The sequence below is a fragment of the Pleurocapsa sp. PCC 7327 genome (genome assembly GCF_000317025.1).
Lineage (GTDB): Bacteria > Cyanobacteriota > Cyanobacteriia > Cyanobacteriales > Microcystaceae > Hydrococcus.
The window spans coordinates 853,498-878,717 of the sequence record NC_019689.1 but is presented as its reverse complement, the minus strand read 5'-3'; the positions used below and the strand labels follow the sequence as shown (position 1 = coordinate 878,717).

Annotated in this window: 27 protein-coding genes and 1 pseudogene; 18 read left to right on the top strand and 10 right to left on the bottom strand. The window is 45.2% G+C overall.

What is annotated here, in order from left to right; all coding sequences use genetic code 11:
• The first annotated feature begins 69 nt into the window (after positions 1 to 69).
• The 5 genes from PLE7327_RS03910 (at position 70) to PLE7327_RS03885 (ending at position 3,114) form a co-directional block, all read left to right on the top strand.
• A complete protein-coding gene (locus tag PLE7327_RS03910) occupies positions 70 to 798 on the top strand; it encodes a 2-phosphosulfolactate phosphatase family protein (RefSeq protein ID WP_015142562.1) in 729 nt (242 codons plus the stop codon).
• A gap of 112 nt (positions 799 to 910) precedes the next feature.
• Positions 911 to 1,426: a hypothetical protein gene (locus tag PLE7327_RS03905; RefSeq protein ID WP_015142561.1), complete on the top strand. Its 516-nt coding sequence runs from the start codon at positions 911 to 913 to the stop codon at positions 1,424 to 1,426.
• Positions 1,427 to 1,483: 57 nt separating this feature from the next.
• Positions 1,484 to 1,909, top strand: coding sequence for an EVE domain-containing protein (locus tag PLE7327_RS03900; protein WP_015142560.1), 426 nt, complete (start codon positions 1,484 to 1,486; stop codon positions 1,907 to 1,909).
• Between the two features lie 88 nt (positions 1,910 to 1,997).
• The gene (locus PLE7327_RS03895; RefSeq protein WP_015142559.1) at positions 1,998 to 2,528 is read left to right on the top strand and encodes an O-acetyl-ADP-ribose deacetylase; all 531 of its coding nucleotides are present in this window, start codon (positions 1,998 to 2,000) and stop codon (positions 2,526 to 2,528) included.
• 253 nt (positions 2,529 to 2,781) lie between these two features.
• On the top strand, positions 2,782 to 3,114 hold the full coding sequence (locus tag PLE7327_RS03885; RefSeq protein WP_015142557.1) for a type II toxin-antitoxin system PemK/MazF family toxin: 333 nt from the start codon (positions 2,782 to 2,784) through the stop codon (positions 3,112 to 3,114).
• A 100-nt stretch (positions 3,115 to 3,214) separates the two neighbouring features.
• Here PLE7327_RS03885 and PLE7327_RS03880 read toward each other — a convergent pair whose 3' ends face one another.
• Positions 3,215 to 3,811: a peroxiredoxin gene (locus PLE7327_RS03880; protein WP_015142556.1), complete on the bottom strand. Its 597-nt coding sequence runs from the start codon at positions 3,809 to 3,811 to the stop codon at positions 3,215 to 3,217.
• A gap of 151 nt (positions 3,812 to 3,962) precedes the next feature.
• On the opposite strand from PLE7327_RS03880, the gene PLE7327_RS03875 reads away from it, so the two are divergent.
• Entirely contained in the window at positions 3,963 to 4,424 is a 462-nt protein-coding gene (locus PLE7327_RS03875) for a tRNA (cytidine(34)-2'-O)-methyltransferase (RefSeq protein ID WP_015142555.1), read from the top strand.
• A gap of 1,477 nt (positions 4,425 to 5,901) precedes the next feature.
• Positions 5,902 to 6,417, top strand: a pseudogene (locus PLE7327_RS26345) (M23 family metallopeptidase); the annotation flags it as partial.
• Between the two features lie 222 nt (positions 6,418 to 6,639).
• Here the strand turns inward: PLE7327_RS26345 and PLE7327_RS03865 are convergent.
• Together PLE7327_RS03865 and surE are read right to left on the bottom strand one after the other, a co-directional pair.
• A complete protein-coding gene (locus tag PLE7327_RS03865) occupies positions 6,640 to 7,203 on the bottom strand; it encodes a DUF3727 domain-containing protein (RefSeq protein ID WP_015142553.1) in 564 nt (187 codons plus the stop codon).
• A 71-nt stretch (positions 7,204 to 7,274) separates the two neighbouring features.
• A complete protein-coding gene (gene surE / locus PLE7327_RS03860; RefSeq protein ID WP_015142552.1) occupies positions 7,275 to 8,084 on the bottom strand; it encodes a 5'/3'-nucleotidase SurE in 810 nt (269 codons plus the stop codon).
• A 126-nt stretch (positions 8,085 to 8,210) separates the two neighbouring features.
• Between surE and pheS the strand changes: the two genes are divergently transcribed.
• From pheS to PLE7327_RS03830, 6 genes are all read left to right on the top strand, one after another.
• Positions 8,211 to 9,218, top strand: a complete 1,008-nt coding sequence (gene pheS, locus PLE7327_RS03855) for a phenylalanine--tRNA ligase subunit alpha (protein ID WP_015142551.1) — start codon at positions 8,211 to 8,213, stop codon at positions 9,216 to 9,218.
• Positions 9,219 to 9,246: 28 nt separating this feature from the next.
• Entirely contained in the window at positions 9,247 to 9,600 is a 354-nt protein-coding gene (locus PLE7327_RS03850) for a DUF4870 domain-containing protein (protein ID WP_015142550.1), read from the top strand.
• A gap of 61 nt (positions 9,601 to 9,661) precedes the next feature.
• Positions 9,662 to 10,678 (top strand): WD40 repeat domain-containing protein, encoded by a 1,017-nt coding sequence (locus PLE7327_RS03845; RefSeq protein WP_015142549.1) that lies wholly within the window; start codon positions 9,662 to 9,664, stop codon positions 10,676 to 10,678.
• Positions 10,679 to 11,015: 337 nt separating this feature from the next.
• Positions 11,016 to 12,077 (top strand): recombinase RecA, encoded by a 1,062-nt coding sequence (recA, locus tag PLE7327_RS03840; protein WP_015142548.1) that lies wholly within the window; start codon positions 11,016 to 11,018, stop codon positions 12,075 to 12,077.
• A 132-nt stretch (positions 12,078 to 12,209) separates the two neighbouring features.
• Positions 12,210 to 13,109, top strand: coding sequence for a carbohydrate ABC transporter permease (locus PLE7327_RS03835; protein ID WP_015142547.1), 900 nt, complete (start codon positions 12,210 to 12,212; stop codon positions 13,107 to 13,109).
• Between the two features lie 54 nt (positions 13,110 to 13,163).
• Complete coding sequence (locus PLE7327_RS03830) at positions 13,164 to 14,012, top strand: carbohydrate ABC transporter permease (protein ID WP_015142546.1); 849 nt, start codon at positions 13,164 to 13,166, stop codon at positions 14,010 to 14,012.
• A 6-nt stretch (positions 14,013 to 14,018) separates the two neighbouring features.
• Here the strand turns inward: PLE7327_RS03830 and PLE7327_RS03825 are convergent, their stop codons facing one another.
• The 3 genes from PLE7327_RS03825 to PLE7327_RS03815 all read right to left on the bottom strand — a co-directional run bounded on the left by PLE7327_RS03825 (position 14,019) and on the right by PLE7327_RS03815 (position 17,437).
• Positions 14,019 to 15,224, bottom strand: a complete 1,206-nt coding sequence (locus PLE7327_RS03825) for a glycosyltransferase family 4 protein (protein WP_015142545.1) — start codon at positions 15,222 to 15,224, stop codon at positions 14,019 to 14,021.
• Between the two features lie 197 nt (positions 15,225 to 15,421).
• Positions 15,422 to 16,396, bottom strand: coding sequence for a GDP-mannose 4,6-dehydratase (locus PLE7327_RS03820; protein ID WP_015142544.1), 975 nt, complete (start codon positions 16,394 to 16,396; stop codon positions 15,422 to 15,424).
• Positions 16,397 to 16,513: 117 nt separating this feature from the next.
• A complete protein-coding gene (locus PLE7327_RS03815) occupies positions 16,514 to 17,437 on the bottom strand; it encodes a glycosyltransferase family 2 protein (RefSeq protein ID WP_015142543.1) in 924 nt (307 codons plus the stop codon).
• A 107-nt stretch (positions 17,438 to 17,544) separates the two neighbouring features.
• Here PLE7327_RS03815 and PLE7327_RS03810 point away from each other — a divergent pair, with 107 nt between their 5' ends.
• Both PLE7327_RS03810 and PLE7327_RS03805 read left to right on the top strand, forming a co-directional pair.
• Complete coding sequence (locus PLE7327_RS03810) at positions 17,545 to 18,567, top strand: Npun_R2821/Npun_R2822 family protein (RefSeq protein ID WP_015142542.1); 1,023 nt, start codon at positions 17,545 to 17,547, stop codon at positions 18,565 to 18,567.
• 13 nt (positions 18,568 to 18,580) lie between these two features.
• Positions 18,581 to 19,348, top strand: a complete 768-nt coding sequence (locus PLE7327_RS03805) for a glycosyltransferase family A protein (protein WP_015142541.1) — start codon at positions 18,581 to 18,583, stop codon at positions 19,346 to 19,348.
• 40 nt (positions 19,349 to 19,388) lie between these two features.
• Here PLE7327_RS03805 and PLE7327_RS03800 read toward each other — a convergent pair whose 3' ends face one another.
• From PLE7327_RS03800 to PLE7327_RS03790, 4 genes are all read right to left on the bottom strand, one after another.
• Entirely contained in the window at positions 19,389 to 19,778 is a 390-nt protein-coding gene (locus PLE7327_RS03800) for a nuclear transport factor 2 family protein (RefSeq protein ID WP_015142540.1), read from the bottom strand.
• 25 nt (positions 19,779 to 19,803) lie between these two features.
• Complete coding sequence (locus PLE7327_RS24710) at positions 19,804 to 19,974, bottom strand: hypothetical protein (RefSeq protein WP_015142539.1); 171 nt, start codon at positions 19,972 to 19,974, stop codon at positions 19,804 to 19,806.
• Between the two features lie 5 nt (positions 19,975 to 19,979).
• Positions 19,980 to 20,582, bottom strand: coding sequence for a cytochrome b/b6 domain-containing protein (locus tag PLE7327_RS03795; protein ID WP_015142538.1), 603 nt, complete (start codon positions 20,580 to 20,582; stop codon positions 19,980 to 19,982).
• A 96-nt stretch (positions 20,583 to 20,678) separates the two neighbouring features.
• Entirely contained in the window at positions 20,679 to 21,527 is an 849-nt protein-coding gene (locus PLE7327_RS03790) for an alpha/beta fold hydrolase (protein ID WP_015142537.1), read from the bottom strand.
• Between the two features lie 217 nt (positions 21,528 to 21,744).
• On the opposite strand from PLE7327_RS03790, the gene PLE7327_RS03785 reads away from it, so the two are divergent.
• The 3 genes from PLE7327_RS03785 (at position 21,745) to PLE7327_RS03775 (ending at position 25,220) form a co-directional block, all read left to right on the top strand.
• A complete protein-coding gene (locus tag PLE7327_RS03785; protein WP_015142536.1) occupies positions 21,745 to 22,176 on the top strand; it encodes a hypothetical protein in 432 nt (143 codons plus the stop codon).
• Positions 22,177 to 22,275: 99 nt separating this feature from the next.
• The gene (gene nuoF / locus PLE7327_RS03780; protein ID WP_015142535.1) at positions 22,276 to 23,898 is read left to right on the top strand and encodes an NADH-quinone oxidoreductase subunit NuoF; all 1,623 of its coding nucleotides are present in this window, start codon (positions 22,276 to 22,278) and stop codon (positions 23,896 to 23,898) included.
• Positions 23,895 to 25,220 (top strand): phenylacetate--CoA ligase family protein, encoded by a 1,326-nt coding sequence (locus PLE7327_RS03775; RefSeq protein ID WP_015142534.1) that lies wholly within the window; start codon positions 23,895 to 23,897, stop codon positions 25,218 to 25,220. The genes nuoF and PLE7327_RS03775 overlap by 4 nt, the downstream gene beginning before the upstream one ends.

Here is a 25,220-nt window from a genome sequence, read left to right as displayed (position 1 = left end):
AACTTTATAATTTATTAGTCATGATAAGATCGCGACAGCATATCCATTTATCTATTAATTACTCTCTAAGTGAAGATATTTGTCTATCACACTCCCGAACTGACTTCACCAGACGGCTTCCCCGATTGTGCCGTCGTCATCGATGTTTTGCGAGCCACTACCACGATCGCAACTGCTTTAAATGCCGGAGCAGAAGCCGTGCAAGCTTTTAGCGATCTCGATCGCCTAATGCAAGCAAGCGAAGCTTGGTCTCCAGAAAAACGACTTCGCGCTGGAGAAAGGGGCGGCGCTAAGGTGGAAGGCTGCGATTTGGGCAATTCTCCCCTCGACTATACTCCAGAGCGAGTGCGAGGAAAGCGACTGTTTATCAGCACGACAAATGGTACTCGCGCCTTGCAACGAGTCGAGCAATCCCCACTCGTTACTGCTGGAACGATTATCAATCGTCAAGCCATCGTCTGCTATTTACTGGAAAAACAGCCAGAAACAGTTTGGTTGCTTGGTTCTGGATGGGAAGGCGGCTATTCTTTAGAAGATACTGTTTGCGCGGGAGCGATCGCTCAATCTCTCATGTCGCAGGAATGCGAAGGAGTCGAGATTGGCAATGATGAAGCGATTGCCGCGATCGCACTTTATCACCAGTGGAAAGACAACTTGCTTGAACTGTTTCGTCTTGCCAGTCATGGTCAACGCCTGTTGCGTCTGGGGTGCGATGAAGATTTACAATACTGCGCTCAAATCGATTCCCTTGACATCGTGCCAATTCAGAAAGAACCCGGTCTGTTAGTGAAATTATAGCGCGATTCGCGATCGCGTCGGAATCCTTTCGTCAAGCTTTATCCTGAATGTTAGACTCTTACTGAAGATGCTCTTTTTCTGAACTGAGAACTTAGCATTCATAATTTTCAACGTGGTTTCAGATAAACAAGAACAATTTCAAACCGAATATCAGAAGGGCAAATATACCTTTGAACGGGGTCAATATCGGCTCAGCGTACAACACTTAGAAAAGGCAAGCCAACTGGTCGCTTTGGGATCGCGTTTGGGAGGAGAGGTACAAATTTGGTTGGTCACAGCTTATCAAGCAGCCAGTCAGCTACAAGAGGCAATCTCTCTGTGCCGGCAACTCACCAAACACCCTCACCCAGAAATTCGCAAACAAAGCAAGCGTCTGCTCTATATTATCGAAGCGCCTCAGTTGAAAAGACCGCGCGAGTGGATGAGCGAAATTCCTGACTTGAGCAAGGCTTCAGAAAGTGACGCTCGCTCTCTAAGCGGTAGCGGTAGCAGCACGACCAACAAAGCTTCTTCGTCTACAATAGAACCAATCGATCTCAGCCAGGTCAATACGAAGGATAATCATTTTATTTGGGTTGCCTTAGTTCTCATTCTCCTGCTCTTAGGCGGAGTAATTTGGCTCGGTTGACCCAATCAATTATCAGCTATCAGCTTTTTGGTTGCTGATAACCGCTCGCTGTTAAAAATGGCTTATTGGCTTTTCCAAGCAAATCCCAAATACTATCGTTTTCTAGATGCTATCCGAGAGTTAGACGAGATTCCGTGGCTAGTCACTCGTTACGCCAAGGAGATGGCAATAGGAGATGGGGTATTGATGTGGATGGCTGGAGAGAAAGCCGGAATTTACGCGATCGCAGAAATTATTGATTTCCCGCAAGTACTCGATGAGATTATCGATGCCCATTTCTGGCTAGATCCCGACAGCCTTAAAAGAGACAAACCTCGCGTTAAACTTCGCATTCTCCGCAAACTTCTCGGACAACCCTTGCGTCGCAACGAAATCAAACACGATCGCATCCTCAAAGAGTTACTGGTAATTCGCGCTCCCAACAGCACCAATTTCAAAGTTATACCGCAACAGTGGGAGAGAGTTTATCAGTTAAAGGGATGACGTAGTTAGTAGTTAGTAGAAATTTTTGACGACCAACTATTAACCCTTAACAAATAACCAATAACAAAAGACTAAGGACAAATGACTAATGACCAGTTCAAAAAAAATTCTAGCGATTCAAGGCGATATTACTCAACAAGCCGTCGATGCTATTGTCAATGCCGCTAACAATTCGCTTCTCGGTGGCGGCGGCGTTGATGGAGCCATTCATCGCGCGGCGGGATCGCAATTACTCGAAGAATGCCGTCGTCTGGGGGGTTGCGCGACGGGAGATGCCAAAATGACCAAAGGCTATGGACTCCTTGCTAAAGGGGTAATTCACGCCGTCGGTCCCGTTTGGAGAGGGGGAAACCAAGGAGAAGATGAGTTATTAGCACGTTGTTACCGTCGCAGTCTCGAATTAGCAGCAGAAAATGAAATTAAGTCTATCGCTTTTCCAGCCATCAGTACGGGGATTTATGGATTTCCTTTGGAGCGTGCAACGAGAATAGCCGTAACTGAAGCAAAACAGTTTTTACAGAATTCGAGCTGTATCGAACAGGTCATTTTTGTTTGTTTCGATACTCGAACCTATGAGTGTTACAAGCAAGTGCTGTTAGAACTCTTGCCAGAATCATAGCGCGATCGCTTTCTCTTTACTATCGATCTAGTATTGATTAGTATTAGATATATATCTCGACAGTTACAAACTCTATGAATTCAAAAGAATTAATAATTAGAGAAATTGAACAAATTCTCGATTCTTTATTATTCGAAATCTTAGACTTTATTCAATTTCTTAAAATCAAACACCAGCAAGAAAAACTAGAAACTATTTTACTAAGTGAATCTGCCCTGAAAAAAGACTGGTTAAGCTTAGAGGAGGACGAGGCGTGGCAACATTTGTAAAAGGCGATGTTGTTGTCGTTCCTTTTCCATTTTCAGATTTAAGTCAAGCCAAACTTCGTCCTGCTCTTGTCGTTATAAGCTTACAAGGAAATGATTTTATTCTTTGCCAAATTACTAGCCAAAACCTTACCGATCCCTATGCAATTTCACTTACCAATACAGATTTCATTTTTAGAGGTTTGAATCAGAATAGTAATATTCGACCTAACCGATTATTTACTGCTGACCAGCAGATTATTCTTTACAAAGCAGGTCAAATTAAACCAGAGAAATTAAATGAAGCGATCGCCAAAATTATCAATATTTTGGAGCAGTAATTCTAATGTCAGACCCGGTTATCCAAAACCTTTTTACTTAAAAACTTTGAAAGGAGCCAGAATTGGGATTTTTCTGACTCCTAGTCGTTCAAAATTGAGTTTATACGGCAGAGAAGTAGACTTTCGACTTTACGGGGTCGGGGATCATGGTCTTGTCTCCCTCTTGCCAACCCGCGGGACAAACTTCATCGGGGTGCGTTTGTACGTACTGAATAGCTTTCAGGGTACGGAGGGTTTCGTCAACGCTGCGACCAAAGGAGAGGTTGTTGATGGTTGCGTGTTGAATAATTCCTTCTTTGTCGATGATGAACAGTCCGCGCAGTGCAACTCCAGCGTCTGGATCTAACACGTTGTAAGCGGCGCTAATTTCTTTCTTGATGTCGGAGACGAGAGGATAGGCGATATCGCCAACGCCACCTGATTTGCGATCGGTTTGAATCCAAGCTAAGTGAGAGAATTCACTATCTACAGAAACTCCCAAAACTTCTGTATTGAGTTGGGCGAACTCTTGGTAGCGATCGCTAAAGGCGACAATCTCGGTCGGGCAAACAAAGGTGAAGTCTAGTGGATAGAAGAATAAGACAACATATTTGCCGCGATAGTCAGATAATTTAACGGTTTTAAATTCTTGATCGACAACAGCAGTCGCCGTAAAATCGGGAGCTGGTTGACCAACTCGCAAACATCCTTCAGACATGTCTCGATTCTCCTTAACTGTATAATCTCTAGAGTTATTTAATCTTTACGAACTGTTACAACTATATCATAGTCATAACGATTTTGAGTAAAAGATAAAATAGTCTAGCGCCAGTTTAAAATAAATAAAACTTATACTAAGATAGGGTTAAATGCCGAGGCTCGTTTTAGTTTCTCCACAAATTCCGCCCAACACGGGAAACATTGCTCGAACTTGTGCCGCAACGGGAACGGAATTGCATTTGGTCGGACCTTTAGGGTTTGAACTGAGCGATCGCTACCTCAAACGAGCTGGTTTAGATTATTGGCCCTGGGTAAATTTGCATTATCATATCGACCTACAAGCTTTCGAGACAGTACATCGGCAACTTGGGGGAAGGTTAATCGGTTTTAGCGTCTCCGGTCGTTTTAACTACATTCACTACCAATTTCAAGATGACGATTGGTTGCTATTTGGTAGCGAAACTGAAGGGTTGCCACCAGCAGTTCTTGAAGCTTGCGATGCCACGGTTTATATCCCGATGGAACAACCAAAAGTTCGCAGTTTAAATCTCTCTGTCAGTGCCGCAGTAGGGTTATTTGAAGCTCGTCGCCAGCTTGGTTATCTCGGCTAGATAATTTTTAAATACGGATTTAGATACAAAGTTTATCTTGAATTTTTGATAAGAAAATTCTATAAAAAAAAGAACTTTAGTATTACCTATAGTTAACTGGGAACATAAGCGTTCCTGGCGGAAACATTATAAAAATTAATTCGTCTAACCAAACAATTCATTAAGTACAGCAACAACTTTGATTTCGGGTCGCAAATTTATGTTTGCCAGACCAACTTACATGGGCTTGTCTAAATTGTCAAACCAAGTTAATCTTTCTTAGATAAAATCATACATCCCCATGCATATCGACTTAGTATCAGATCCCAATGCGCTAAGTTGAATTGACTTTTTTAAATTAACAAGTCACCCTAATAAATTCCCAAGGTCAAATTCACAACATAATTTAGCGCTTGTTATAGATGAGGAGGTTTTTTTGAAAGACTCACCGATCCAGAAAGTTCAATCCACTCCCTCATGCCTAGCATACTCCTCTGAAGTAGGGGTCGAACTGTCGGCAAAAGCATCTATAGGTGTAATGCCAATTAGCGAGGGAGATCGCAAAGTTCGTCGTTCTTCGGCTGCCACCATCGGTTTAGCCATTTCAATGGGTGCTGCCAGTCTATTACTGCTCAACCAAAACGATGCGGCAGTAGCAGCTGATTCCTTTACTGCGGAAACTACGGTTGCCAGCCCGTCGTCGAGCGCCATCCAATCTCAATCCGATGAAGTAGGCAATCCGTCTTCTTTAACAACCGTCAAACCAGCTCCGCTAGCGATCGAGCATCGGGTAGAGGAAAGCAAATCTTTGTGGCAGCTATCAGAAGAATATCGCCTCGCAGCAAAAATTATAGCCGCTAACAATAAACTTTCTTCTCAAGCCAATTTTCTAGCCGGACAGAAATTAAAAATCTCTTTGCGACAAGAGCCAGAAAAATCTGCAAACAAACGCAAACCTGCTAAAAAAGTCGCTTCTCGCTCTTTAGAGCTTGTCGATCCACGGCAGCTCACCAGCTCTCTGGATAAGTTGAAAGAAACGCAAAAGCGCTTACAAGAAAGTCTAGCGCAATTAAAATTAATCGAAGTTTCTCAACAGTTAACGATTCTCCAGAGTGAGGGAGAGCAGAAAACCCCTTCTCATCTTGTCATGCGTCCCAATGCCTCCTTACCAGCGATAACGGCTTCCCTTGCTCCCGTTACGCTGGAAACGTCCAAAGCAGACTCGCTTCCTCCCCATGCTAAAAAACTGCTCGCTGACATTGAGAGACTCCAGCAAGATTATGCCGATGATTCGCCTTCCGTTTCTACCTCCGCACAAACGGAAACGGCTGAGGAGGAACGCCCTACTCTCGTTGCTTCAGAAACGCCTAATCGCGGATGGCGGAGCGATCGCAAGCCAGGAAGCAATCGCACAGCAGTTCAGAGGCGAGAAACGGCTCAGTCTCAGATCCCCAGCCCTCAGCCTGTTTCCTCGAATTCCCAGGATCGCGAGCAAATCGTCGGTTCTGCTCCTGCCGATGCAGAGCAATACAACCAGATGATCCGAGTTCCCGTGGGAGAGACAGTCGGACCAGATCTTCCTCCCCTCTCCGTTCCCGACGAGTATCTACCCGATACTCTCCCGAAGTTTACGGGTTATATCTGGCCCGCAAAGGGCGTACTGACTTCTGGCTACGGCTGGCGCTGGGGCAGAATGCACAAAGGAGTTGACATTGCCGCACCTATCGGGACTCCTATCATGGCAGCGGCATCGGGAGAAGTGATCTCTGCTGGCTGGAATTCTGGCGGTTTCGGGAATTTAGTCAAGCTCAGACATTCTGACGGCAGCGTAACTTTGTACGCTCACAACAGCAGAATCTTGGTACGCACAGGCCAACTTGTCGAGCAAGGCGAACTGATTGCTGAGATGGGTAGCACAGGATACAGTACCGGACCGCACCTACATTTTGAAATCCATCCCAACGGACAAAGTGCAGCAAATCCCATGGCATATTTACCCAAGCAGCAATCGTAAGTTCTCTTGACCAAAACAAAGGGAACAGGGGCGCAATAAATTGCGCCCTAAATTAATAAATGGTTCTTATACTAGGTTGCGTTCAAAAATGTCATCAGTCGCGATAGCGAAGGGTCTTTTCGACTCACATCACTCAGAATGATAAGCAATATCTTTGACCACAACTTGGTATTAATAAGAAAGATATCTAATCCGGATTTCTTATAAATTAATGATTTTTTTCTACTCTTCTATTTCTTCAAATAATAATTCTTCCAAGATAGGTTGCATTTGTTGGTCGTCTGGAGAAACCAATTCTAATTCGCCTTTTTCGTTGTATTTTGCTAAAAATAGCAGAGGAGAAAGAGGGGTATAAATCGAGTATCTTTGATCCTGCGAATAGAAGCTTGCTAAAAACTGCAATTCTTCCTCTTCCGCTTCAATCTCTAAAGTAATTACTTCTTCGTCTTCTAAAGGAGGTAATTCTCCGCTAGCAGTTAGGGTATAGGCGGTATTTTTAAGGGTCAGCTCTAATTCTGCCAAGACGGCTTTGGCATCGGCAAAAACTTGTTCGATTTCTTCGCTATCTTCTATGAGGATAGCGTCTGAAAATTCTTCGTCTTTCTCCTTATCCCAGGCAAGAATAACAATAGGCGTATCGACGGGCATGAGAAGTACATAGGTGGTGTCTTCTCGATCGAGAGAATTCTCAACATAACATTTTAAAGTTCGACCTTCTTCATCAGTTAAGGTCACTTTTTCTTCGTCATCGAGTTCGTTTTCTGGATTAAATCTGAAGGAGGACATATAACTTAGAAAAATCGACGCTTGCTTAGAATATCACAAATTTTATTCGTTATTTGGCAATTAATTGGGATTTATAGGTTAAAACCGCCAATTGTATATAAATGTTCGACTCCCCAAACATCGGTAAGATTATATTGCAAAGGGGTAATTGTAATATAGTTTTTCCGAATTGCTTGTACGTCGGTAGGAATGTCAGAGGGTAAATGAAAGTGTTCGGGTTGTTCCAACTCTTCAATAACTTCGCCAGCTAACCAATAATAACTTTTTCCGCGCGGATCTAATCGCTTTTCAAAATTTTCGATATAACGGCGCAACCCTTGACGCGCGATCGCAACCCCAGCAATTTCCTCAGCTTTGACAGGGGGTACGTTAACATTAAGCAAGGTTGCCTGGGGTAAGGGGCGTTGGGTTAAGCGTTCGAGCAAAGTAACCGCAAAATCAGCCGAGGGTTGGAACTCGCGAAACGTAGGAGAAGCTAAACTGATAGCAATGCTGGGAATTCCCTCGATAGTGCCTTCCATCGCCGCCGATACCGTCCCGGAGTAAAGGATATCGGTACCCAGATTGGAACCGTGGTTGATGCCAGAAAGGATAAAATCGGGGCGAGTGTTGAGAACGGCACTGAGAGCGAATTTGACGCAATCGGCAGGCGTGCCCGAACAAGACCAAGCGATAACGGCGCTATGAAAAACCGAGTCGATAACTTCAGCTCGAATCGGATGGTGTAACGTTAAACCGTGACCCGTTGCCGATCGCTCGCGATCGGGACAAACAACAGTGACATCGTGTCCCACTTGTGCCAAAGTATTTGCCAGCGTCCGCACGCCAAGCGAAAAAATCCCATCGTCGTTACTGATCAGAAGTCTGAGAGGTTTTGTCATGGGCGATCGGGTTAAGCAATTGAATTCCAATTTCTACCGTATTTCCATTTTCCAATACTGACGAGCGATCGCTATTAGGTAAACTGGGATTAGCCAGCTAGATCGATAGCCAAACCCATTATCAGCATGACCATCACATCTATAAGCCAAATAGAAAGCGAACTTCACTCGCTCCAGCAAGAGGCAAAAGTTGCGATCGCGCAGGTGACAACCCTCGCTCAATTGGAACAACTGAGGATCGATTACCTTGGTAAAAAGGGAAAACTTTCCCAAATCCTACGGGAGATGGGCAAATTAAGCCCAGAAGACCGACCGCGCATTGGCGCGCTGGCAAATGAGGTCAAAGAAAGTTTACAAGAACAATTAGAACGCCAGCGCCAAGATTTGCAAGCCGCCCAAATTCAGGCGCAGCTGGAAGCCGAAACCCTTGATGTCACAATGCCTGGAGTCGGTCGTCCTCTGGGTCGAATTCACCCTCTCAACGGCACTATCGATCGCGTTTTAGATATTTTCGTCGGTTTGGGTTACAAGGTCGCTACCGGACCCCATGTCGAGACAGATTACTACAACTTCGAGGCGCTCAACACCCCAGCCGATCACCCAGCGCGGGACATGCAGGATACATTCTATCTTCCCGACGGCAATTTGCTGCGTACCCATACCTCGTCGGTACAGATTCGCTACATGGAAACCCACGAACCGCCGATTCGTATCGTCGCACCCGGTCGAGTTTATCGTCGAGATACGGTAGATGCAACTCACTCGGCTGTTTTCCATCAGGTCGAACTATTGGCAGTCGATCGCGGGTTGACTTTCAACGACCTGAAAGGAACGATTAAGGAATTCATCCGGCAGATGTTTGGGGCGGAATTGCCCGTACGTTTTCGGGCAAGCTATTTCCCTTTCACCGAACCGTCGGCGGAAGTAGACGTACAGTGGCAAGGAAAATGGCTGGAAGTGATGGGGTGCGGCATGGTCGATCCTAACGTCCTCAAAGCAGTTGGGTACGATCCGGAGATCTATACTGGATTTGCTGCGGGTCTGGGCGTAGAACGGTTTGCCATGGTGTTGCACCAAATCGACGATATTCGCCGCCTTTATAATAGCGATTTGCGCTTTTTGCGACAATTTTAATTCAGTTACCAGTAACGGAGCTAATCTCATGAACGATACTTCACTTTCGGGCAAACGAAGGCTACTGTCGGCACTATGCCACGGTTCGATTTTCTTTAGCGCTCTACTCGTGTCTATTGGCATTCCGATCGCGATTCTGTTTGTTTCCGACGACTCAGTTATTAGAGAAAATGCCAAAGAAGCCCTCAACTTCCACTTAAATATTTGGTTTTATGGAGCAATCTATGCCGTCCTGACTGCGCTTTTGATCGGGTATCTACTGCTGCCTTTAGTTCCTATATTTATCCTGCTCACCTGGATTTTGCCGATTATTGCGATCGTCAAAGTCATCGGCGATCCCGACAAGGCTTTTCGTTATCCTTTTATCTTCCGCGTGCTGTAGCAGCGATCGAACTTAACGAGATGGGATGAATAGATAGACGCAAACAACCGACAGGATATCGATGCCAAAAAACTCTTTAATTGCTTTGCTAGTTAGCACTAGCCTGATGACGGCAGTCGGCTTCTCATTTTTGGCTTCTAAAGCAATGCCTCAAGAGGGAAAATCCTCTCTCCTTGCCCAGTTGCAAAAATCGCCAGTCAATGTTAGAGAAATCAAAGAATTTGCTGGAGCAATTACTTCTTTGGCTGTCAGTCCCGACGGACAAACTCTTTTAGTTGCTTCTGGGGACGGAAAGATCGCTGCCATTGCTCTCAACGAGTTAAAGGAAATCTACACGAAAACTTTCCCCGCTACGCCTAACTCTCTCGCGATTAGTTCTGATGGTCAAAGCATGGCTGCTGCCGCTGGCGAAGAAATAGCCGTTTTTCGCGTGAAGGATGGAACTCAAAAGGCGACTTTGCGAGGTCATGTTAGCAAGATAAGCACGCTTGCCTTCAGTCCCGACAACAAAATGCTGGTTAGCGTTAGTGGCGGCGATCGCACTATCCGAATTTGGAACCTCGAATCAGAAGATTTGCTCAAAACCCTGGGGGAAAAAGTCGGTCCAGAAACAACCGTTGCTTTCAGTCCCGACGGACGATTCTTTGTCACTGGCTCTATTGGAGAGGATCGTACCATTAAGCTTTGGGACGCGCGATCGCTGCAATTGCTAAAAACGTCCTCCCAACAGCCCGGCTATATCTACGACGTGGCGATTACGCCCGACGGACAGAAAATCGTAGCGGCAGTAAGGAATCTGGTTAAAGTCTGGCAATTTGACAGCGGCGAGGAATTATTCTCTATGAGAGGAGCGCGCTTAGATTTGAACGCGATCGCAATTTCCCCAGACGGTCGAACGGTTGCTACAGCCAATAAAGAGGGAACGATTACCCTTTGGGATCTCGCCACGGGTCAGCTATTGACGACTCTCAAAGGACATCGGGGATGGGTCTTAGCCCTTGCCTTCAGTCCCGACGGAAAATATCTCTACAGCGGAGCCGAAGATAAAATTGTCAAAATTTGGCAAATAGCTCGCTGAAGAAGGAAGAAGATCTAGGTTAGAAGACAGGGAGACGGGGAGTTTGGGAGAGTGGGAGGGTGGAGAGACAATTAACGACTAACCACTAACCACTAACCACTAACAAAGGGCTTTTGACTAATCCCCAATCCAAAATCTCAAATCTAAAATCAAATAACTGGTAACTGTTCCCTAGCCAGACTAAAATGGAATTCTGGCTGGCATGATGAATTTCTATTGCAGGCGAGCGACTCATAATAAATCTACACATTGAGTGAAGTGCCAGCAGAAAACAAGCTAAACTAGATAGATACTTTTGTACTATTGAAAAAGCGAATAAAGACTTCTTGAGGCGTTAATGGCTGCTATTACTAACAATCCCGATAAAGAAAAAGCACTAAGCTTAGTACTCAATCAAATCGAACGCAATTTTGGCAAAGGTTCGATCATGCGCTTGGGAGATGCGTCTCAGATGCGAGTCGAGACGATCTCTAGCGGCTCGCTCACGTTAGATCTAGCCTTGGGAGGCGGTTTGCCAAAAGGTCGCGTCATTGAGATTTATGGACCAGAAAGTTCTGGGAAAACAACCCTGGCACTCCACGCGATCGCAGAAGTGCAAAAAGCTGGCGGCGTTGCCGCCTTTGTCGATGCAGAACACGCTCTCGATCCCACCTACTCAGAAGCTTTGGGCGTGGACATTCAGAATCTGTTAATCTCTCAACCAGATACGGGAGAAGTCGCTCTAGAAATTGTCGATCAATTAGTGCGATCGACCGTTGTCGATATTATTGTAGTTGACTCCGTGGCGGCGCTAGTCCCCAGAGCAGAAATCGAAGGAGAAATGGGCGACAATCAGGTAGGCTTGCAAGCTCGTCTGATGAGTAAAGCCCTGCGGAAAATTGCTGGTAATATCAGTAAATCTGGCTGTACGGTTATTTTCCTCAACCAGCTACGCCAGAAAATTGGCGTAACCTATGGCAACCCAGAAGTGACCACGGGAGGAACGGCACTTAAGTTTTATGCCTCCGTTCGGTTGGATATTCGTCGCATTCAAACCCTCAAAAAAGGCAACGAAGGAGAATACGGAAACCGAGTGAAAGTCAAGGTCGCCAAGAATAAAGTTGCGCCTCCTTTCCGCATCGCAGAATTTGACATTATCTTCGGTAAAGGAATATCTAGAGTTGGCTGTTTGATCGATTTAGCCGAACAAACTAACGTCGTCAACCGCAAAGGAGCTTGGTACAGCTATAACGGAGAAAATATCGCCCAAGGACGGGATAATGCCGTTAAATATTTGGAAGAAAACCCGGAAATTGCCAACAAAGTCGAGCAGCAAGTCCGCGAAAAACTCGATATCGGAGCTGTTAGTTTTGCTTCGTCAACCAGTGACGACGAGGAAATAAGTTTAGAAGACGAGTAGAAAGCCATCAACTTAAGCGAGGGCGGGGGGTAGGAGAGACGTTCTGGAGTCTTTTTCTATGCTCTGCTCTTTTTTTTAACTAAAATTTTTATACAGTAAAACAGGTCTATTCTTAACCATCAAAAATTGCTAATGGGCACAAGCAATATCGAACGCCAGGAAAAAAACACGGGATGGTTAATGGTCATCCCAGCATTATTAATTCTGGCGTTAGTTTTTATTTATCCCATCGGACGCGCTTTTTGGTTAAGTTTATTTACCCAAAATCTAGGCACGCAGCTACAGCCAGTTTTTGCAGGATTCGATAATTATGTGCGGATGGTAGGGGATGGACGCTTCTGGCAAAGTATGGGAAATACTGCTGTTTTTACCGTTATTAGCGTTGTCCTAGAACTTATTTTAGGAATGGGGATTGCCCTAATTTTAAATCAGTCTTTTAGAGGACGAGGAATTGTCCGCACGATTGCCATTCTTCCTTGGGCACTGCCGACAGCTATCATGGGGTTGGCTTGGGCTTGGATTTTCAACGACCAGTATGGAGTGGTTAACGATCTCTTGCAACGTTTGGGGTTGATTGATGAAGGGATCAATTGGCTGGGAGATCCGACCTTAGCAATGGTATCGCTGATTATTGCCGATGTCTGGAAAACGACTCCTTTTATTAGCGTTATTCTCTTAGCTGGACTGCAATCTATTCCCCAGGATCTTTATGAAGCTTATGCCATTGATGGGGCAAATTCTTGGCAAAGTTTCCGTCAGATTACCTTACCTTTAATTATGCCGCAAATTCTCATTGCGATGTTATTTCGCTTTGCTCAAGCTTTCGGGATTTTCGATTTGGTACAGGTGATGACGGGTGGCGGTCCTGGAGGTGCGACAGAAACCGTTTCTATTTATATCTATGCAACGGTAATGCGCTATCTAGATTTTGGTTATGGGTCGGCTTTGGTTGTCGTGACATTTTTATTGCTAATAGCAGCTGTAGCTCTTACAGCTTTTTTGCTGGCAAAAGTCAGAACGAGGAGCGATTAGTCAGCAATTATTTGCGCTGTAAATTCTGAATTGTTTGGTTAGGAGTTCAGAAGAATGAAGATAAAAAAATTAGAGAATATGTTTGAAAATCCGATTCTTTGGGTTTGTGTTGCACTCGTGGTTATCTTTTGTCTTAGCCCCATTCTCTGGCAATTTCTAACTTCTATCAAAGTCAATCAAGAGATTTCAGCGGTTCCTAATGTCTACTTTCCGACTCGAATTACGCTAAAACATTATAGTGAATTATTTAGTCGCCGTCCGTTTTTATTTTACATTTTAAACAGTGCTTTAGTCTCAATTCTCTCAACTCTTTTATGTTTGGCAATCGGTTCGCCTGCTGCTTATTCATTAGCAAGATTGCGGCTTCCAGGCAAGCAGATTATTCTCACAAGCGTTCTTATCATTACGCTTTTTCCCTACGTTTTACTGTTTTTAGGACTGTTAGAAATTATTCGCGCGATCGGCTTAGGAAATAATTATTTAGCCTTGATTATTCCCTACACGGCAATTAATTTGCCTTTAACTATTTTAGTAATGCGAAGTTTTTTTCAACAACTTCCAAAAGATTTAGAAGATGCAGCTAAGGTAGATGGTTATAAAACAATTCCTATGTTATTAAATATCGTGCTGCCAATGACAATTCCCGCACTGATAACTACAGGAATTCTCACGTTTATTTTTGCTTGGAATGAATATATTTTTGCGCTAACGTTTATCACTCGCGAAAGCATGAAAACAATTCCAGTGGCAACGGCTCAATTGGGCAGTACTACCGTCTTTGAAATTCCCTATGGAGCGATCGCTGCTGCTACTGTTTTAGGAACGTTTCCTTTAGTCGTATTAGTATTGCTTTTCCAACGCCGAATCGTTCAAGGATTGACGGCAGGTGCAGTCAAAGGTTGAGGGTCATCAGTTTGTGAGGACTTGCTCGTAACTCTTTCCCAGTCGTTCCCAAGTGTATTCTTGCTCGATTAATTCTCGTCCGTTACGAGATAAAGTTTCTCGCAATCGAGTATCTTCAAACAGACGACTAATCGCCTCTACATAGTCTTCGACGCGGTTGGCACGCAAGGCACGTAAAGGGACATTCGGGCGATCGACTTCTAAGCCTTCCAAACCGCGATCGCTAGCGACCACCGGCACTCCTGCCGCCATCGATTCTAGGGTTTTGAATTTCATGCCAAACCCCGTGCGCAAGGGAATAACTGCCACGGTAGCTTTATGTAAATACTCGGCAACGGAAGGAACGCGACCCGTTACCGTAATTCCAGGACGTTTGGCTAAAGCTTGTACTTCTGGGGAAGGTTTGGAACCAACTAAAGTTAGAGTCGCATCCGGGTATTTTTGTTGCACGACGGGCAAAACTTCTAGACTAAAAAAGCAAGCCGCATCAATATTGACAAAATAATCCAAGCCGCCGACAAAAACTAAATTATGTCCGCCAGGATCGGCTTTTCGGTAAGGAAAGGTTTCTAAATCGACTCCATTGGGAATTAAAATTATCTCTGCTTCTGGTGCAAAGGCTTTCATCTGCTGTTCGTCTTCGTCGGTTGTAACGACAACGCGAGAAAACTTGCGTAGGGTTTGCCGTTCGTAGCGGCGTAGTAAAGGCAAGTACAGGCGATCGCGCCATTCGTTATCCGACGTTCCCGTTTCGAGTTGATTTTTACAAGTTCGGTAGACGGAACTGTGGATATTAAGTATTGTTCGTACCTGTTTTTTCCACTCCGGACGGATATAGATTTCATTGACGCTGTGTTCGCAGGTAATTACCTCAAATTTTTCAGCTGCGACTGCTTTATCGATCCATTTTTGGATTTCCTCGCAGTAGAGAAAGAGAACGTTAGGCGGCGTTCCTCTCAGCAAAAATTGACCAAATCGCTTTATTTTTGCAGGTATTCCTGCTTCTAGCTCAGTTGGACGGGGAAAGACTACTAACTCCTTGACATACTGACGCAATGCCTCTATTTCTTCCGTTACGTCTTGCGATCGTTGGGTAATCAGCGTGACGGCATGGTTTTGAGTAAGCGTCTTGAGTAAATTAAACGTCCTTCCTTGCGTTCCTCCTCGCGTTGGGGGGTAGGGGAAGGTAGAGCAGATCGTTAGAATGTTCATTGTTGTTTATCATTTGTCATCTGTCATTTGTCTTTTGTTATTGGTCATTGGGAAGTAGTCGTAGGGGCGAGTTTATCTAAAAACGCGAGAGATTTATCTACGCTTACCGCACAAAACCCGCCCGTACAATGGTTAGTCGTTAATTGTCTCCTCCTCTTCCCACACTCCCCACACTCCCGGTTCTCCCCATCCCCTCGTCATTCCCTCACATCATCATCGTTCATTTTCGCTTCTACCATCATGCGGACGACATCGGGCATTTTATATTGAGCTTGCCAACCTAAGTGTTTTTTGGCTTTAGCGGGGTTGCCTCGACTAATGGCTAAATCGGTAGGTCGCAATAAGCTAGAATCCGTAATAACACGATCGCGCCAGTCCAATCCAACACAAGCAAACGCCTCAGCGACGAATGCTTCTAGCGAGTAACTTTCTCCAGTGGCGATCGCGTAATCGTCAGGTTTGTCTTGCTGTAACATTAAATGCATCGCTTCTACGTATTCCGGCGCCCATCCCCAATCGCGTTCGATCGAAATATTGCCCAGATGAAGTTGTTCGTTACTTCCTTTGGCTATCCGAGTGACGGCGGCAATAATTTTTTGCGTGACAAATCGCTGGGGACGCAAGGGAGATTCGTGATTGAAAAGAATGCCGGAACAGGCAAAGATTCCGTAAGCTTCGCGGTAGTTGGCCACTTCCCAAAAAGCAGCCGCTTTTGCTACCGCATAGGGACTTCTGGGACGAAAGGGAGTCGTTTCATCGGCAGGGCAATCGCCGATATCCCCAAAGCATTCACTAGAACCCGCATTGTAGAGTTTGATCGGCGCACCTGTAAAGCGAATTGCCTCCAGAAGATTTAAGGTTCCCGTGGCGATACTTTCCAGGGTTTCTACGGGTTGCTCGAAAGAAAGACCGACTGAACTCTGCCCCGCTAGGTTGTATACCTCGTCTGGCTCAATTTTCATCAGCACTTGCAAGACGCTGCGAAAATCATTGAGCGACATGGATTCTAATTTTACTTGCTCGCGGATTCCCAGACGCGCCAGATTTCTAAAAGAGGACATTTGAGCATCTCGCGAGGTTCCGCAGACGATATAGCCTTTATTTAAGAGCAGCTGTGCTAAATAAGCTCCATCTTGTCCCGATACACCACAAATTAATGCTTTTTTAGTCATTAGTCATTAGTTATTAGCTAGTAAGTTATTAGCTAGTAATTAGAAGATGCTAATTAGTAGATAGTAGTTAGTCGCTAGGTGTTTTCTTCCTACTAACCACTATCTACTAACAAAAAACTAAGAACTAGATTTCCCGCCTAACATCACTTTAATAACTTCAGTAAGATAACCGATTTGTCCGTAGGCATAGGCGAGATTGTCAAAGCGCGCGGCGGGGTCATTAATATACTTCAAAGCTTTGTACAGCCCACGGAGCAAACGTTCTCCGCCGCGTCCGAGTTGAGCGATTCCCGTGCGCCCCGCCACTTCTTCTCGATAGCATTCGCTCACGCCTTGCCACCAACTGCGTTGCCAAAACCAGTCCGGTTTTAAGCGTTCTGGCGCGACGTTGTGCGCGACGAGGGCATCGGGAAGATAGGCAACTTGCCAACCGTGTTGGAGGGCTAATTCTGTCATATATAATTCTTCGTTGGATAGCAATTTTTTGCCTATTCGCCCCAAGTTAGCATCAAAACCGCCCATTTGTTCGAGAAATGTACGTCGAAGGGAATAATTTAATCCTCTGGGAGTTAAGCTAGGTTTGTCAATGTAGACGACGCGATCGCCGAGGTCGTAGGCACCCAGTCCCGCTGCCATGTCAGGAGAAATCCACTTGGGAGGGATGATGCCGCCAGACCAAATTAAGGTGACTTTACCGCCTGCGATCGCCAGTTTTTCATTGCTATGGTAGGCTTCTATTAGTACCCTCAGCCATTGGGAACTTGCCTCAGCATCGTCATCGAGGTAGGCAAGAATCGGTGCGGACGTTTCTCTGGCGCCTGTATTGCGGGCGACGGACAAACCGAGAACGGGTTCGTAGACGTATTTCAATCGAGGATGGGAAAGGCGCGATTCTATGACCTCTTTGGTGCGATCGGTAGAGCCATTATCGACTACTAATACTTCAAAATCGTTGCACTCTTGAGCGAGTAAACTATCAATGGCTGCTCCTAAGTAATTCTCTCGATTGTGGGTACAAATAATAGCAGCTATCTGGGGCATAGCATTAATTCTAGATATGTATATTTAAATATAGCCTGCTCGATTAAACCATACTACGGTCTATAATCGCAAATTGCGATCGCTTAGCTAAGTTAGGAGTTTTTTCAATGCCTTCCAAGGGAATTTATACCTTAGCAAATGATGTCGTGTACGATCAACTGGTGGCTCTGATTAATAGTATTGAAGCCAATGTCAGTTCCGATCTGCCAATTTGTATAATTCCTTACGACGATCGCCTCGAAAAGGTCAAACAAGAGATAAAAAATCGACCCAACCTTATCCTGTTTGAAAAACAAGAATCTATTCAACGATGGGAAGATTTTGCTCGTGAGGTTTGGAACGCACATTCGAGAGCGAAAGAGAGCAAAATAAACCGTCCGAGATGGTATAATAGCCATCTACAGCGAAAATTTGTGGCTTTTGACGGCGATTTTGATGAATTTGTTTTCTATGAAGCCGATAACTTAGCAATGAAGCCAGTAGATGGCGTATTTAAAAAATTACAAGAATATGATTTTGTCTTTGACGACTGGGAACATAAAAAAGCCACTTCCGTAGCAGCTTTAAATATTTCCCTAATTGAAGCCTCAACGTCCTATCGAGAGGCAGATATTCGACCTAAAATTCACGATGCCAGTTTTTTTGCTTCTAAAGCAGGTTTTTTTTCGCCTCAAGAACTTTTAGAACTTAAAGAAAAACTAATCGAACATAAAGAAGTTGAATGGATTAATGGACTCGGTTGGTGGGATGATGTTTTTTTGTTTAATTATCTAACCTTTCGCTGCGATCGCCCGCTTTATAACTTTACTCTTTCTCCCGATGGCAAAGATAGAACGGGGAACTGTGCCGATAAAGATCCTTTTGTCAATATCGATAATGTTCTCTATAACGAACAGGGATTAAAACCCATTCATCGCATTCATTATATGAATTATTCTTCTAGCGATTTTGCTCGTTTGTGTCGGGGAGAAGATGCAGATATTCGTTACAAAGATATCTTCTTATACTATCGCTTTCTCAAGCAACCAGAGCTAAGACCAGCAAGATTAATCCCCCCTAGTTTGCTGACGAAAGTGAACCGTTTTTGGCAAAAAGCGGCTCAAAAAATTTCTAGAACGTTAGCTAAATAAAATCGCAATAACTATGTTAGCTTTTATTATTCCTCTCAAGAGTCCTAAAGTATCGAGTTCGTGGGAAGCAATTTCTAAGTTATTTGAAAGAAGCATTCGTTCGGTTTGCAATCAGACTTCATCAAATTTCCAAGTGATTGTTGTCTGTAACGAAAAACCCCAGATTCAATTTAGCCATCCTCATATTACTTACATTGAAGTTGATTTTCCCCTACCAGGAGCCGATCTAGAATCTAAAGATTTTGATAGAGAACGTAAAGTTTTAAGAGGACTAAATCATGCTCGAAAACTCGATGCGTCTCATGTCATGATTGTCGATGCAGATGACTGCGTTAGTAAACATTTAGCTAAATTTGTCGGCGATCGCCTTCAAGAAAATGGCTGGTTAATTAGAAGAGGTTACTGGTATAAAGACGGCAGTAAATACATAAAAATTATGCGAAAAGGATTCGAGCGCTACTGCGGTACCAGTACCATTATTAAAACTGACTTATACGATCTTCCCGAACAGTTTACAGAAGAAGAATTAACCTGGCATATCTATAAATATTATCGTCACAGAGAAATCAAAAATACTTTAGAAAAAAGAGGAAAAATTCTCGATACCCTCCCTTTTGCTGGTGCGGTTTACATTAAACATGGAGAAAATCTTCTTTACGGACAAGCTCAAAACCCAAAAATCTCGATTAAAAGTCGAATTTTGCGACTTAAAGCTTTTTTGGATCATCGAATTCTAACGCCAGCCATTCGCGAGGAATTTAGCTTGTACGATCTAGCCTAGCTGTATAATGATAGTCGTAGGAGTGCGCTCGCGTCTCTACTCAACGCATAATCGGACTGCCATGATGGTGAACTAAATACCATTTTTGAGCCATTTTCTCAAAAATATTAGTTGCTGTCGATTGAGCTTGAAACGATCTGCCCCGGCTAACTTGCAGTATGGTTTCAATAAGAACGACATAAGCAATTTGAGAGCCTATTTCTATATTGACTAACTCGATACCAATTTCTAGATAGTCAGTATGGCGAAAAATTTGCTCCCAAGAGTGACGGACTTCTTCCCAACCCTTTAACACGTTACCGCCGGGATGAATGCACAGACTACCGCCTTGCCACCAGACTAGGCTCATTGCCTTAATATCTTTTTTCTCAAAAGCTTGATAAAAAGCCTCGTTAGTTGCTAATATTTCCGTTCTATCAACATCGGACACGATCTTAAATCCAGTTAAGGAATTATCAAGAGTGGATAGATGATTTTGTATTTATTTTAAGAGCGATCGCGCGGATGCGAGATGATGTTTCATCTTCTGTTTCTGAAGGAGAAAACAAAGGGGAAACAAAGGCAAAAACAATCCCTGCCATCACCAAAATTTCTACCCCTATAAGAATTAAATTCCTTTGCTTCATCGATTTTATGGTTTCTCGCGATGTAAGAGAGAACGGACTTTTTGCCACCACAGGCGAGGCGAATCTTCTGGTTTATGCTGCCACTCAAACATCGATACGATTAGCGCGATTCCGCCAACCTTAACTGACATGAGTAGGTGGATGAAGAGACAACAGGTTAAAATTCCCCATCCCAACAGATGTAGTTGATACCAAATATGATGTAATTCTCCAGCAGGAAGCCATTCTTCCTTCATCTGTCTTCCCGTGATGAGAGCAAAAGTAGCTGCAATTAACATTAAGGTATTGACTATTCGATGAAGAGTGTACCACCAAATGGGTTTACCTACCTGCGTCAGTTTTGCCAACGAGTCGGCTTGAACTAAACGTTTTTGACCCCAATGAAAACTGTAGATTGCCAAGGCAGGCATAATCAACAGAAAAGTTAAACCAAATGTGCCGTGAATGCTGATAATGTCGTTAATTTTGGGTAGCGGAATCCGAATCAAACGACCGTCGTAGGTATTGTAGACCCAAAATGAGGTAATAATTGCCAAAACAGCAATGAAAGCATTAAAACCGTGAAGGATTCGGAGCAACAAAGGTTGATAGGGACGAGAGCGAGACATGGTTTCTGTTGTACAAAATCTACACTGTCATGGTTGGATGGCTTCTGGTAGCCAAGTTAGATTTTAATTTCATTTATGCCTGGGTTAACCGAATAGTCAAACTACCTGACGGCGTAAAAAGTTAGCAATTTCACCTCCAACTTCTTTTGACCAATGTTCTTGAGGATAATGTTTGGCTTCCTCTAGCTTAGCCAATTCTACATTTGGTTTAGAATTGGCTAACTTTTGGGCATCTTCAACAGAAAGCCAGGGATCTGCCATTCCCCAGATCATTAGGGTGGGTTTTTCCCAACTAGAAAAGCCAGATTCCACCTCTGCTAGGGTTTCGGAAAGTTTTAAGTTTTTGATTGTAGCCACTAAAGCGCGTCCTGCCGCAGAACTTTTGAGAAAGGGTTGGCGGTAGATATCTAAATCCTTATCAGCAATGACAAATCCGCTTCCTCCCTCCAAAGTGCGATCGACCAATAGGGGATCTTGAGTTAACATATCTCCAATCAGAGGCAGTCCCCACTGTTGCATTTTCCAGGGTAATTTAGCTGTAGGGAACAAAGGAGTATTAATGATAACTAAGCGATCGATCGCGTCTGAATTGCGCAAAGCGTACTGCAAACCAACCGAAGCGAGAAATCCCTGAACGACGAGGGAAAACTTGTTAATGGCTAAAGATTGAATAAAAGCAGAGAGTGTTTCTAGATAGGCATTTGGGGTATAAGCAAAATCTCGTTTTTCTGGTTTAGCCGAAAAACCAGAACCAATCCAATCAGGCGCGATCGCTCTAAATCCATATTCGGCTAAAGCTGGCATAACTTTGCGCCAGGTATAACTTTGAGCGGGTAAACCATGCAGCAACAAGACGGGTGGCTTATCGCTTTCTCGATTTGGGACAACTTCTCGATAAAACCAGGCGAGCGAACCAACTATAAGAGAATTTTCTACTATTGCCACTGGGGTTTGTTATCCTTATTTATCAATTCATTTTATTTTCTGTCACCTTACTGCTTGTTGGCACTTTGAGCAACCTGGTAGGAAACTCCTCGCAACTTGTTCTAAGCCGATTCTCTTTAAATCCTGCCAAGGGATACAGTAAATCATTTTGGTTTAACTTGTAATAAATAATAAAGTCCTTTAACAATCCTGAGTGACTCATAGTAGGAGGGCGGGCATGAATGCATCAGAGCAAGCGAAAGGATTAGAAATAACCACTAAAATTGCAGCAGTCGTCAATTTATTTAAGGCTGCATTTCCTGATGCCAGAGCCGATTTAAAACCTTGGCGCAACGATCCCGATACTCGCGAGTGGGTCGATCCCCATTCTATCGATATTGGCTTTCATTTTCCTGGATGGAGTCCGAGATTCCAAAGTCGCAGTATTCTGGTACAGATTCGCTTTCACCAAGATCCTGAAGATAAGTTCCAAAGATTGATCGGGATAGAAACTGTAGGATTCAATTATCAGGGACAGGCTTGGCGACTCTCAACCATCGATAACTGGCAGTTAGTCGGCGATTATCAGCCAGCAGCCGATGTAGCTGAAAGACTCAAACATTTTTGCCGACAAGTTTTTGAACTATTCAATCATTTCCCATCTCAGTAGTTCGATGCTTTCCTCACAAGTTCCTCAACATCCTGGTCTAACTTCAAGATAGAACTAAACATAGAACTAAACCAGTCGTGGCAAGGAGATGGCTGGAATATGGATTTGAGCGAACTACTAGAAATTGCCGATCGCGAACGCGCCTCTCAAAAACCCATCCAAATTCGTTGTTGCATGGCGGCGGGGTGTATGTCGGCTAACTCGGCTGCTGTGAAAGAAAGTCTTGAGAAAGCAGTTGACCAAGCCCAGTTGAGCGATCGCATTCGGGTATGCGGCGTTGGCTGTATGGGTTTGTGCTGTCAGGGAGCGCTAGTAGGAGTCGATCCGGAAGGGACGCTCTACGAAAAAGTTACCCCAGACGATGCTCCTTCTATTATCGCCGCCGCCCTCGATGGGAAAGAAGCAACCTGTCAAAAAGGCGACCTCAAGCATCCATTTTTTACGCGGCAACTGCCGATCGTGCTAGAAAATAGCGGCAAGATCGATCCGGAACGGATTGAAGCCTACATCGCGGTATCGGGCTATCAAGCGCTTTACCACGTCTTGCACGAGATGAAACCCAACGAGGTCATAGAAGAAATTACTCGTAGCGGTTTGCGGGGACGCGGCGGCGCGGGGTATCCCACGGGATTAAAATGGGCGACGGTTGCCAAGGAAAAAGCCGATCGCAAGTATGTCATCTGCAACGCCGACGAAGGCGATCCCGGTGCTTATATGGATCGCAGCGTCTTGGAGAGCGATCCCCATCGCATCTTAGAAGGAATGGCGATCGCGGCTTATGCGATCGGCGCTAGCCAAGGCTATATCTATATTCGAGCCGAATATCCCCTAGCCATTAGCCGCCTTCAGATGGCAATTCGCCAAGCGCAACGCCTCGGCTTGTTGGGCAGCCAAATTTTTGATTCTCCCTTCGACTTTCGCATCGATCTGCGCATTGGGGCGGGAGCTTATGTCTGCGGCGAAGAAACGGCATTAATGGCATCGATTGAAGGCAAGCGCGGCACCCCTCGCCCGCGTCCGCCCTATCCTGCCGAATCCGGTTTATGGGGATATCCGACGCTGATTAACAACGTTGAAACCTTGGCAAACGTTCCCTGGATTATTCGCAAGGGTGCTGACTGGTTTGCCAGCATCGGCACGGAAAAGAGCAAAGGAACGAAAGTCTTTGCCCTAGCAGGCAAAGTTCGCAATACAGGTTTGATCGAAGTGCCGATGGGAACTACCCTGCGGCAGATTGTCGAGGAAATGGGCGGCGGCGTTCCCGATGGCGGTGAAGCAAAGGCGGTACAGACGGGGGGGCCGTCTGGGGGATGCATTCCCGCTGAGGCGTTCGATACGCCCGTCGATTACGAATCTTTAGTACAACTCGGTTCGATCATGGGTTCTGGCGGCGCGATCGTAATGGATAAAGATACCAACATGGTCGATGTTGCCCGCTACTTCATGGAGTTTTGCATGGAGGAATCCTGCGGCAAGTGCACTCCCTGTCGCGTCGGTACGGTGCAGTTATATCGGTTGCTGACGAAGATTCGCGAAGGTAGAGCCTTGCTTGCCGATCTAGAACGACTCGAAGAGTTGTGCGACATGGTTAAATCTACCAGTCTGTGTGGCTTGGGACAATCTGCTCCCAATCCGATTTTGAGTACGCTGCGCTATTTCCGAGACGACTATTTAGCCTTGATTAAAAGTCGGCAAGAGCGAGAGGAAAAGAGGACAGTATGAACGTCCAGATTTTGATAAGAATGCTGCTGAAGCGCTGGCAGCTACAGCGTCGCGATCGCTGGACGCACGAGCAATTAGAGGCGTACCAAGCCAAGGCGTTGCGCCGCCTGCGCCAGTATGTTTATGCGCGATCGCCCTTTTACCAGCAATTTCATCGCGGGTTAACCGACCGTCCCCTGCAAGCGTTGCCCGTCCTTACTAAAGGAATGATGATGGAATGCTTTGACGAGTTGGTCACGGATCGTACTATTCGTCGAACCGACGTTGAAGCTCATATCCGGAACTTACGAAAGGACGAATATCTGGGACGCTATTGGGTGAGCGCGACATCGGGCTGCACGGGAAGTCCCGGACTATTTCTGTTCGACCCTTGGGAGTGGGCGACCGTCCTCGCTTCGTTTGTACGCGCTCAAAACATGATGTCCCTAGAGGGAGCAATGCTCTCAGCTGTCGTTGCATCCTCAACCCCTTGGCACATGTCGGCGAGAATTAGCGCTACCGTCCGCCGGGCAGGAGAACTGCGCATAGATGCAAGCGAACCGATACAACGCATCGCCGAGAAACTCAATATTTGGCAGCCAGAAGTTTTAGTCGCTTATGCTTCCATACTTTACCTACTAGCAGACGAACAGCTCGATGGGCGGCTTGAGATCGAACCGAGTTACATCATTAGTACCTCCGAAGTGCTGACGGACGAAATGCGGCAGCGAATTGAAAAAGCTTGGAAAGCAAAACTTTTTAACCAATATGTCTCTACCGAAGTCGGCGCGATCGCGGCGGAATGCGATTTACATCAAGGATTACATCTATTTGAAGACTTGGCGATCGTTGAAGTCGTAGATGAAAATAATCGTCCCGTACCGCCAGGAGTTTACGGCGACAAGTTACTCCTGAGCGTTCTTTTCAATCGCACTCAACCTTTAATCCGCTACGAGTTGAGCGACAGTGTGCGCATGGCGGCCGATCCCTGTCCCTGCGGCCGTCCTTACCCTCTAATTGAAGACATTCAAGGACGTAGAGAGGAAATCCTCTCCTTGCCAGCGACAACGGGTGACGAAATCAAGGTACATCCCCATATTTTCCATCAAATCCTGGATGCATTACCCGTCAGCGAATGGCAAGTCGTTCGCGATGCGAGCGGACTTCGCATATTGCTCAGCAATCCCTCTAATCAAGTAGCGGACTCCGAGTTGGTAGATGCGTTGCAGCGCAAGTTAGAAAAACAAGGAGCGATCGTACCGCCGATAACCGTGAAGCACGTATTACAAATTCCGCGCAACGCGACGGGCAAAGTCTCTCGGATCGCGAGTCGCGTGAATTAG

Excerpts from the sequence above, each read along its gene's own strand:
- PLE7327_RS24710 (WP_015142539.1), bottom strand. The coding sequence starts at position 19,974 with ATGAAGCAAAGGAATTTAATTCTTATAGGGGTAGAAATTTTGGTGATG.
- PLE7327_RS03810 (WP_015142542.1), top strand. The coding sequence starts at position 17,545 with ATGCCTTCCAAGGGAATTTATACCTTAGCAAATGATGTCGTGTACGAT.
- PLE7327_RS03825 (WP_015142545.1), bottom strand. The coding sequence starts at position 15,224 with ATGAACATTCTAACGATCTGCTCTACCTTCCCCTACCCCCCAACGCGA.
- PLE7327_RS03830 (WP_015142546.1), top strand. The coding sequence starts at position 13,164 with ATGAAGATAAAAAAATTAGAGAATATGTTTGAAAATCCGATTCTTTGG.
- recA (WP_015142548.1), top strand. The coding sequence starts at position 11,016 with ATGGCTGCTATTACTAACAATCCCGATAAAGAAAAAGCACTAAGCTTA.
- PLE7327_RS03880 (WP_015142556.1), bottom strand. The coding sequence starts at position 3,811 with ATGTCTGAAGGATGTTTGCGAGTTGGTCAACCAGCTCCCGATTTTACG.
- PLE7327_RS03850 (WP_015142550.1), top strand. The coding sequence starts at position 9,247 with ATGAACGATACTTCACTTTCGGGCAAACGAAGGCTACTGTCGGCACTA.
- pheS (WP_015142551.1), top strand. The coding sequence starts at position 8,211 with ATGACCATCACATCTATAAGCCAAATAGAAAGCGAACTTCACTCGCTC.
- PLE7327_RS03865 (WP_015142553.1), bottom strand. The coding sequence starts at position 7,203 with ATGTCCTCCTTCAGATTTAATCCAGAAAACGAACTCGATGACGAAGAA.
- PLE7327_RS03815 (WP_015142543.1), bottom strand. The coding sequence starts at position 17,437 with ATGCCCCAGATAGCTGCTATTATTTGTACCCACAATCGAGAGAATTAC.
- PLE7327_RS03845 (WP_015142549.1), top strand. The coding sequence starts at position 9,662 with ATGCCAAAAAACTCTTTAATTGCTTTGCTAGTTAGCACTAGCCTGATG.
- PLE7327_RS03895 (WP_015142559.1), top strand. The coding sequence starts at position 1,998 with ATGACCAGTTCAAAAAAAATTCTAGCGATTCAAGGCGATATTACTCAA.
- PLE7327_RS03875 (WP_015142555.1), top strand. The coding sequence starts at position 3,963 with ATGCCGAGGCTCGTTTTAGTTTCTCCACAAATTCCGCCCAACACGGGA.
- PLE7327_RS03835 (WP_015142547.1), top strand. The coding sequence starts at position 12,210 with ATGGGCACAAGCAATATCGAACGCCAGGAAAAAAACACGGGATGGTTA.
- PLE7327_RS03795 (WP_015142538.1), bottom strand. The coding sequence starts at position 20,582 with ATGTCTCGCTCTCGTCCCTATCAACCTTTGTTGCTCCGAATCCTTCAC.
- PLE7327_RS03900 (WP_015142560.1), top strand. The coding sequence starts at position 1,484 with ATGGCTTATTGGCTTTTCCAAGCAAATCCCAAATACTATCGTTTTCTA.
- PLE7327_RS03805 (WP_015142541.1), top strand. The coding sequence starts at position 18,581 with ATGTTAGCTTTTATTATTCCTCTCAAGAGTCCTAAAGTATCGAGTTCG.
- surE (WP_015142552.1), bottom strand. The coding sequence starts at position 8,084 with ATGACAAAACCTCTCAGACTTCTGATCAGTAACGACGATGGGATTTTT.
- nuoF (WP_015142535.1), top strand. The coding sequence starts at position 22,276 with ATGGATTTGAGCGAACTACTAGAAATTGCCGATCGCGAACGCGCCTCT.
- PLE7327_RS03820 (WP_015142544.1), bottom strand. The coding sequence starts at position 16,396 with ATGACTAAAAAAGCATTAATTTGTGGTGTATCGGGACAAGATGGAGCT.
- PLE7327_RS03775 (WP_015142534.1), top strand. The coding sequence starts at position 23,895 with ATGAACGTCCAGATTTTGATAAGAATGCTGCTGAAGCGCTGGCAGCTA.
- PLE7327_RS03785 (WP_015142536.1), top strand. The coding sequence starts at position 21,745 with ATGAATGCATCAGAGCAAGCGAAAGGATTAGAAATAACCACTAAAATT.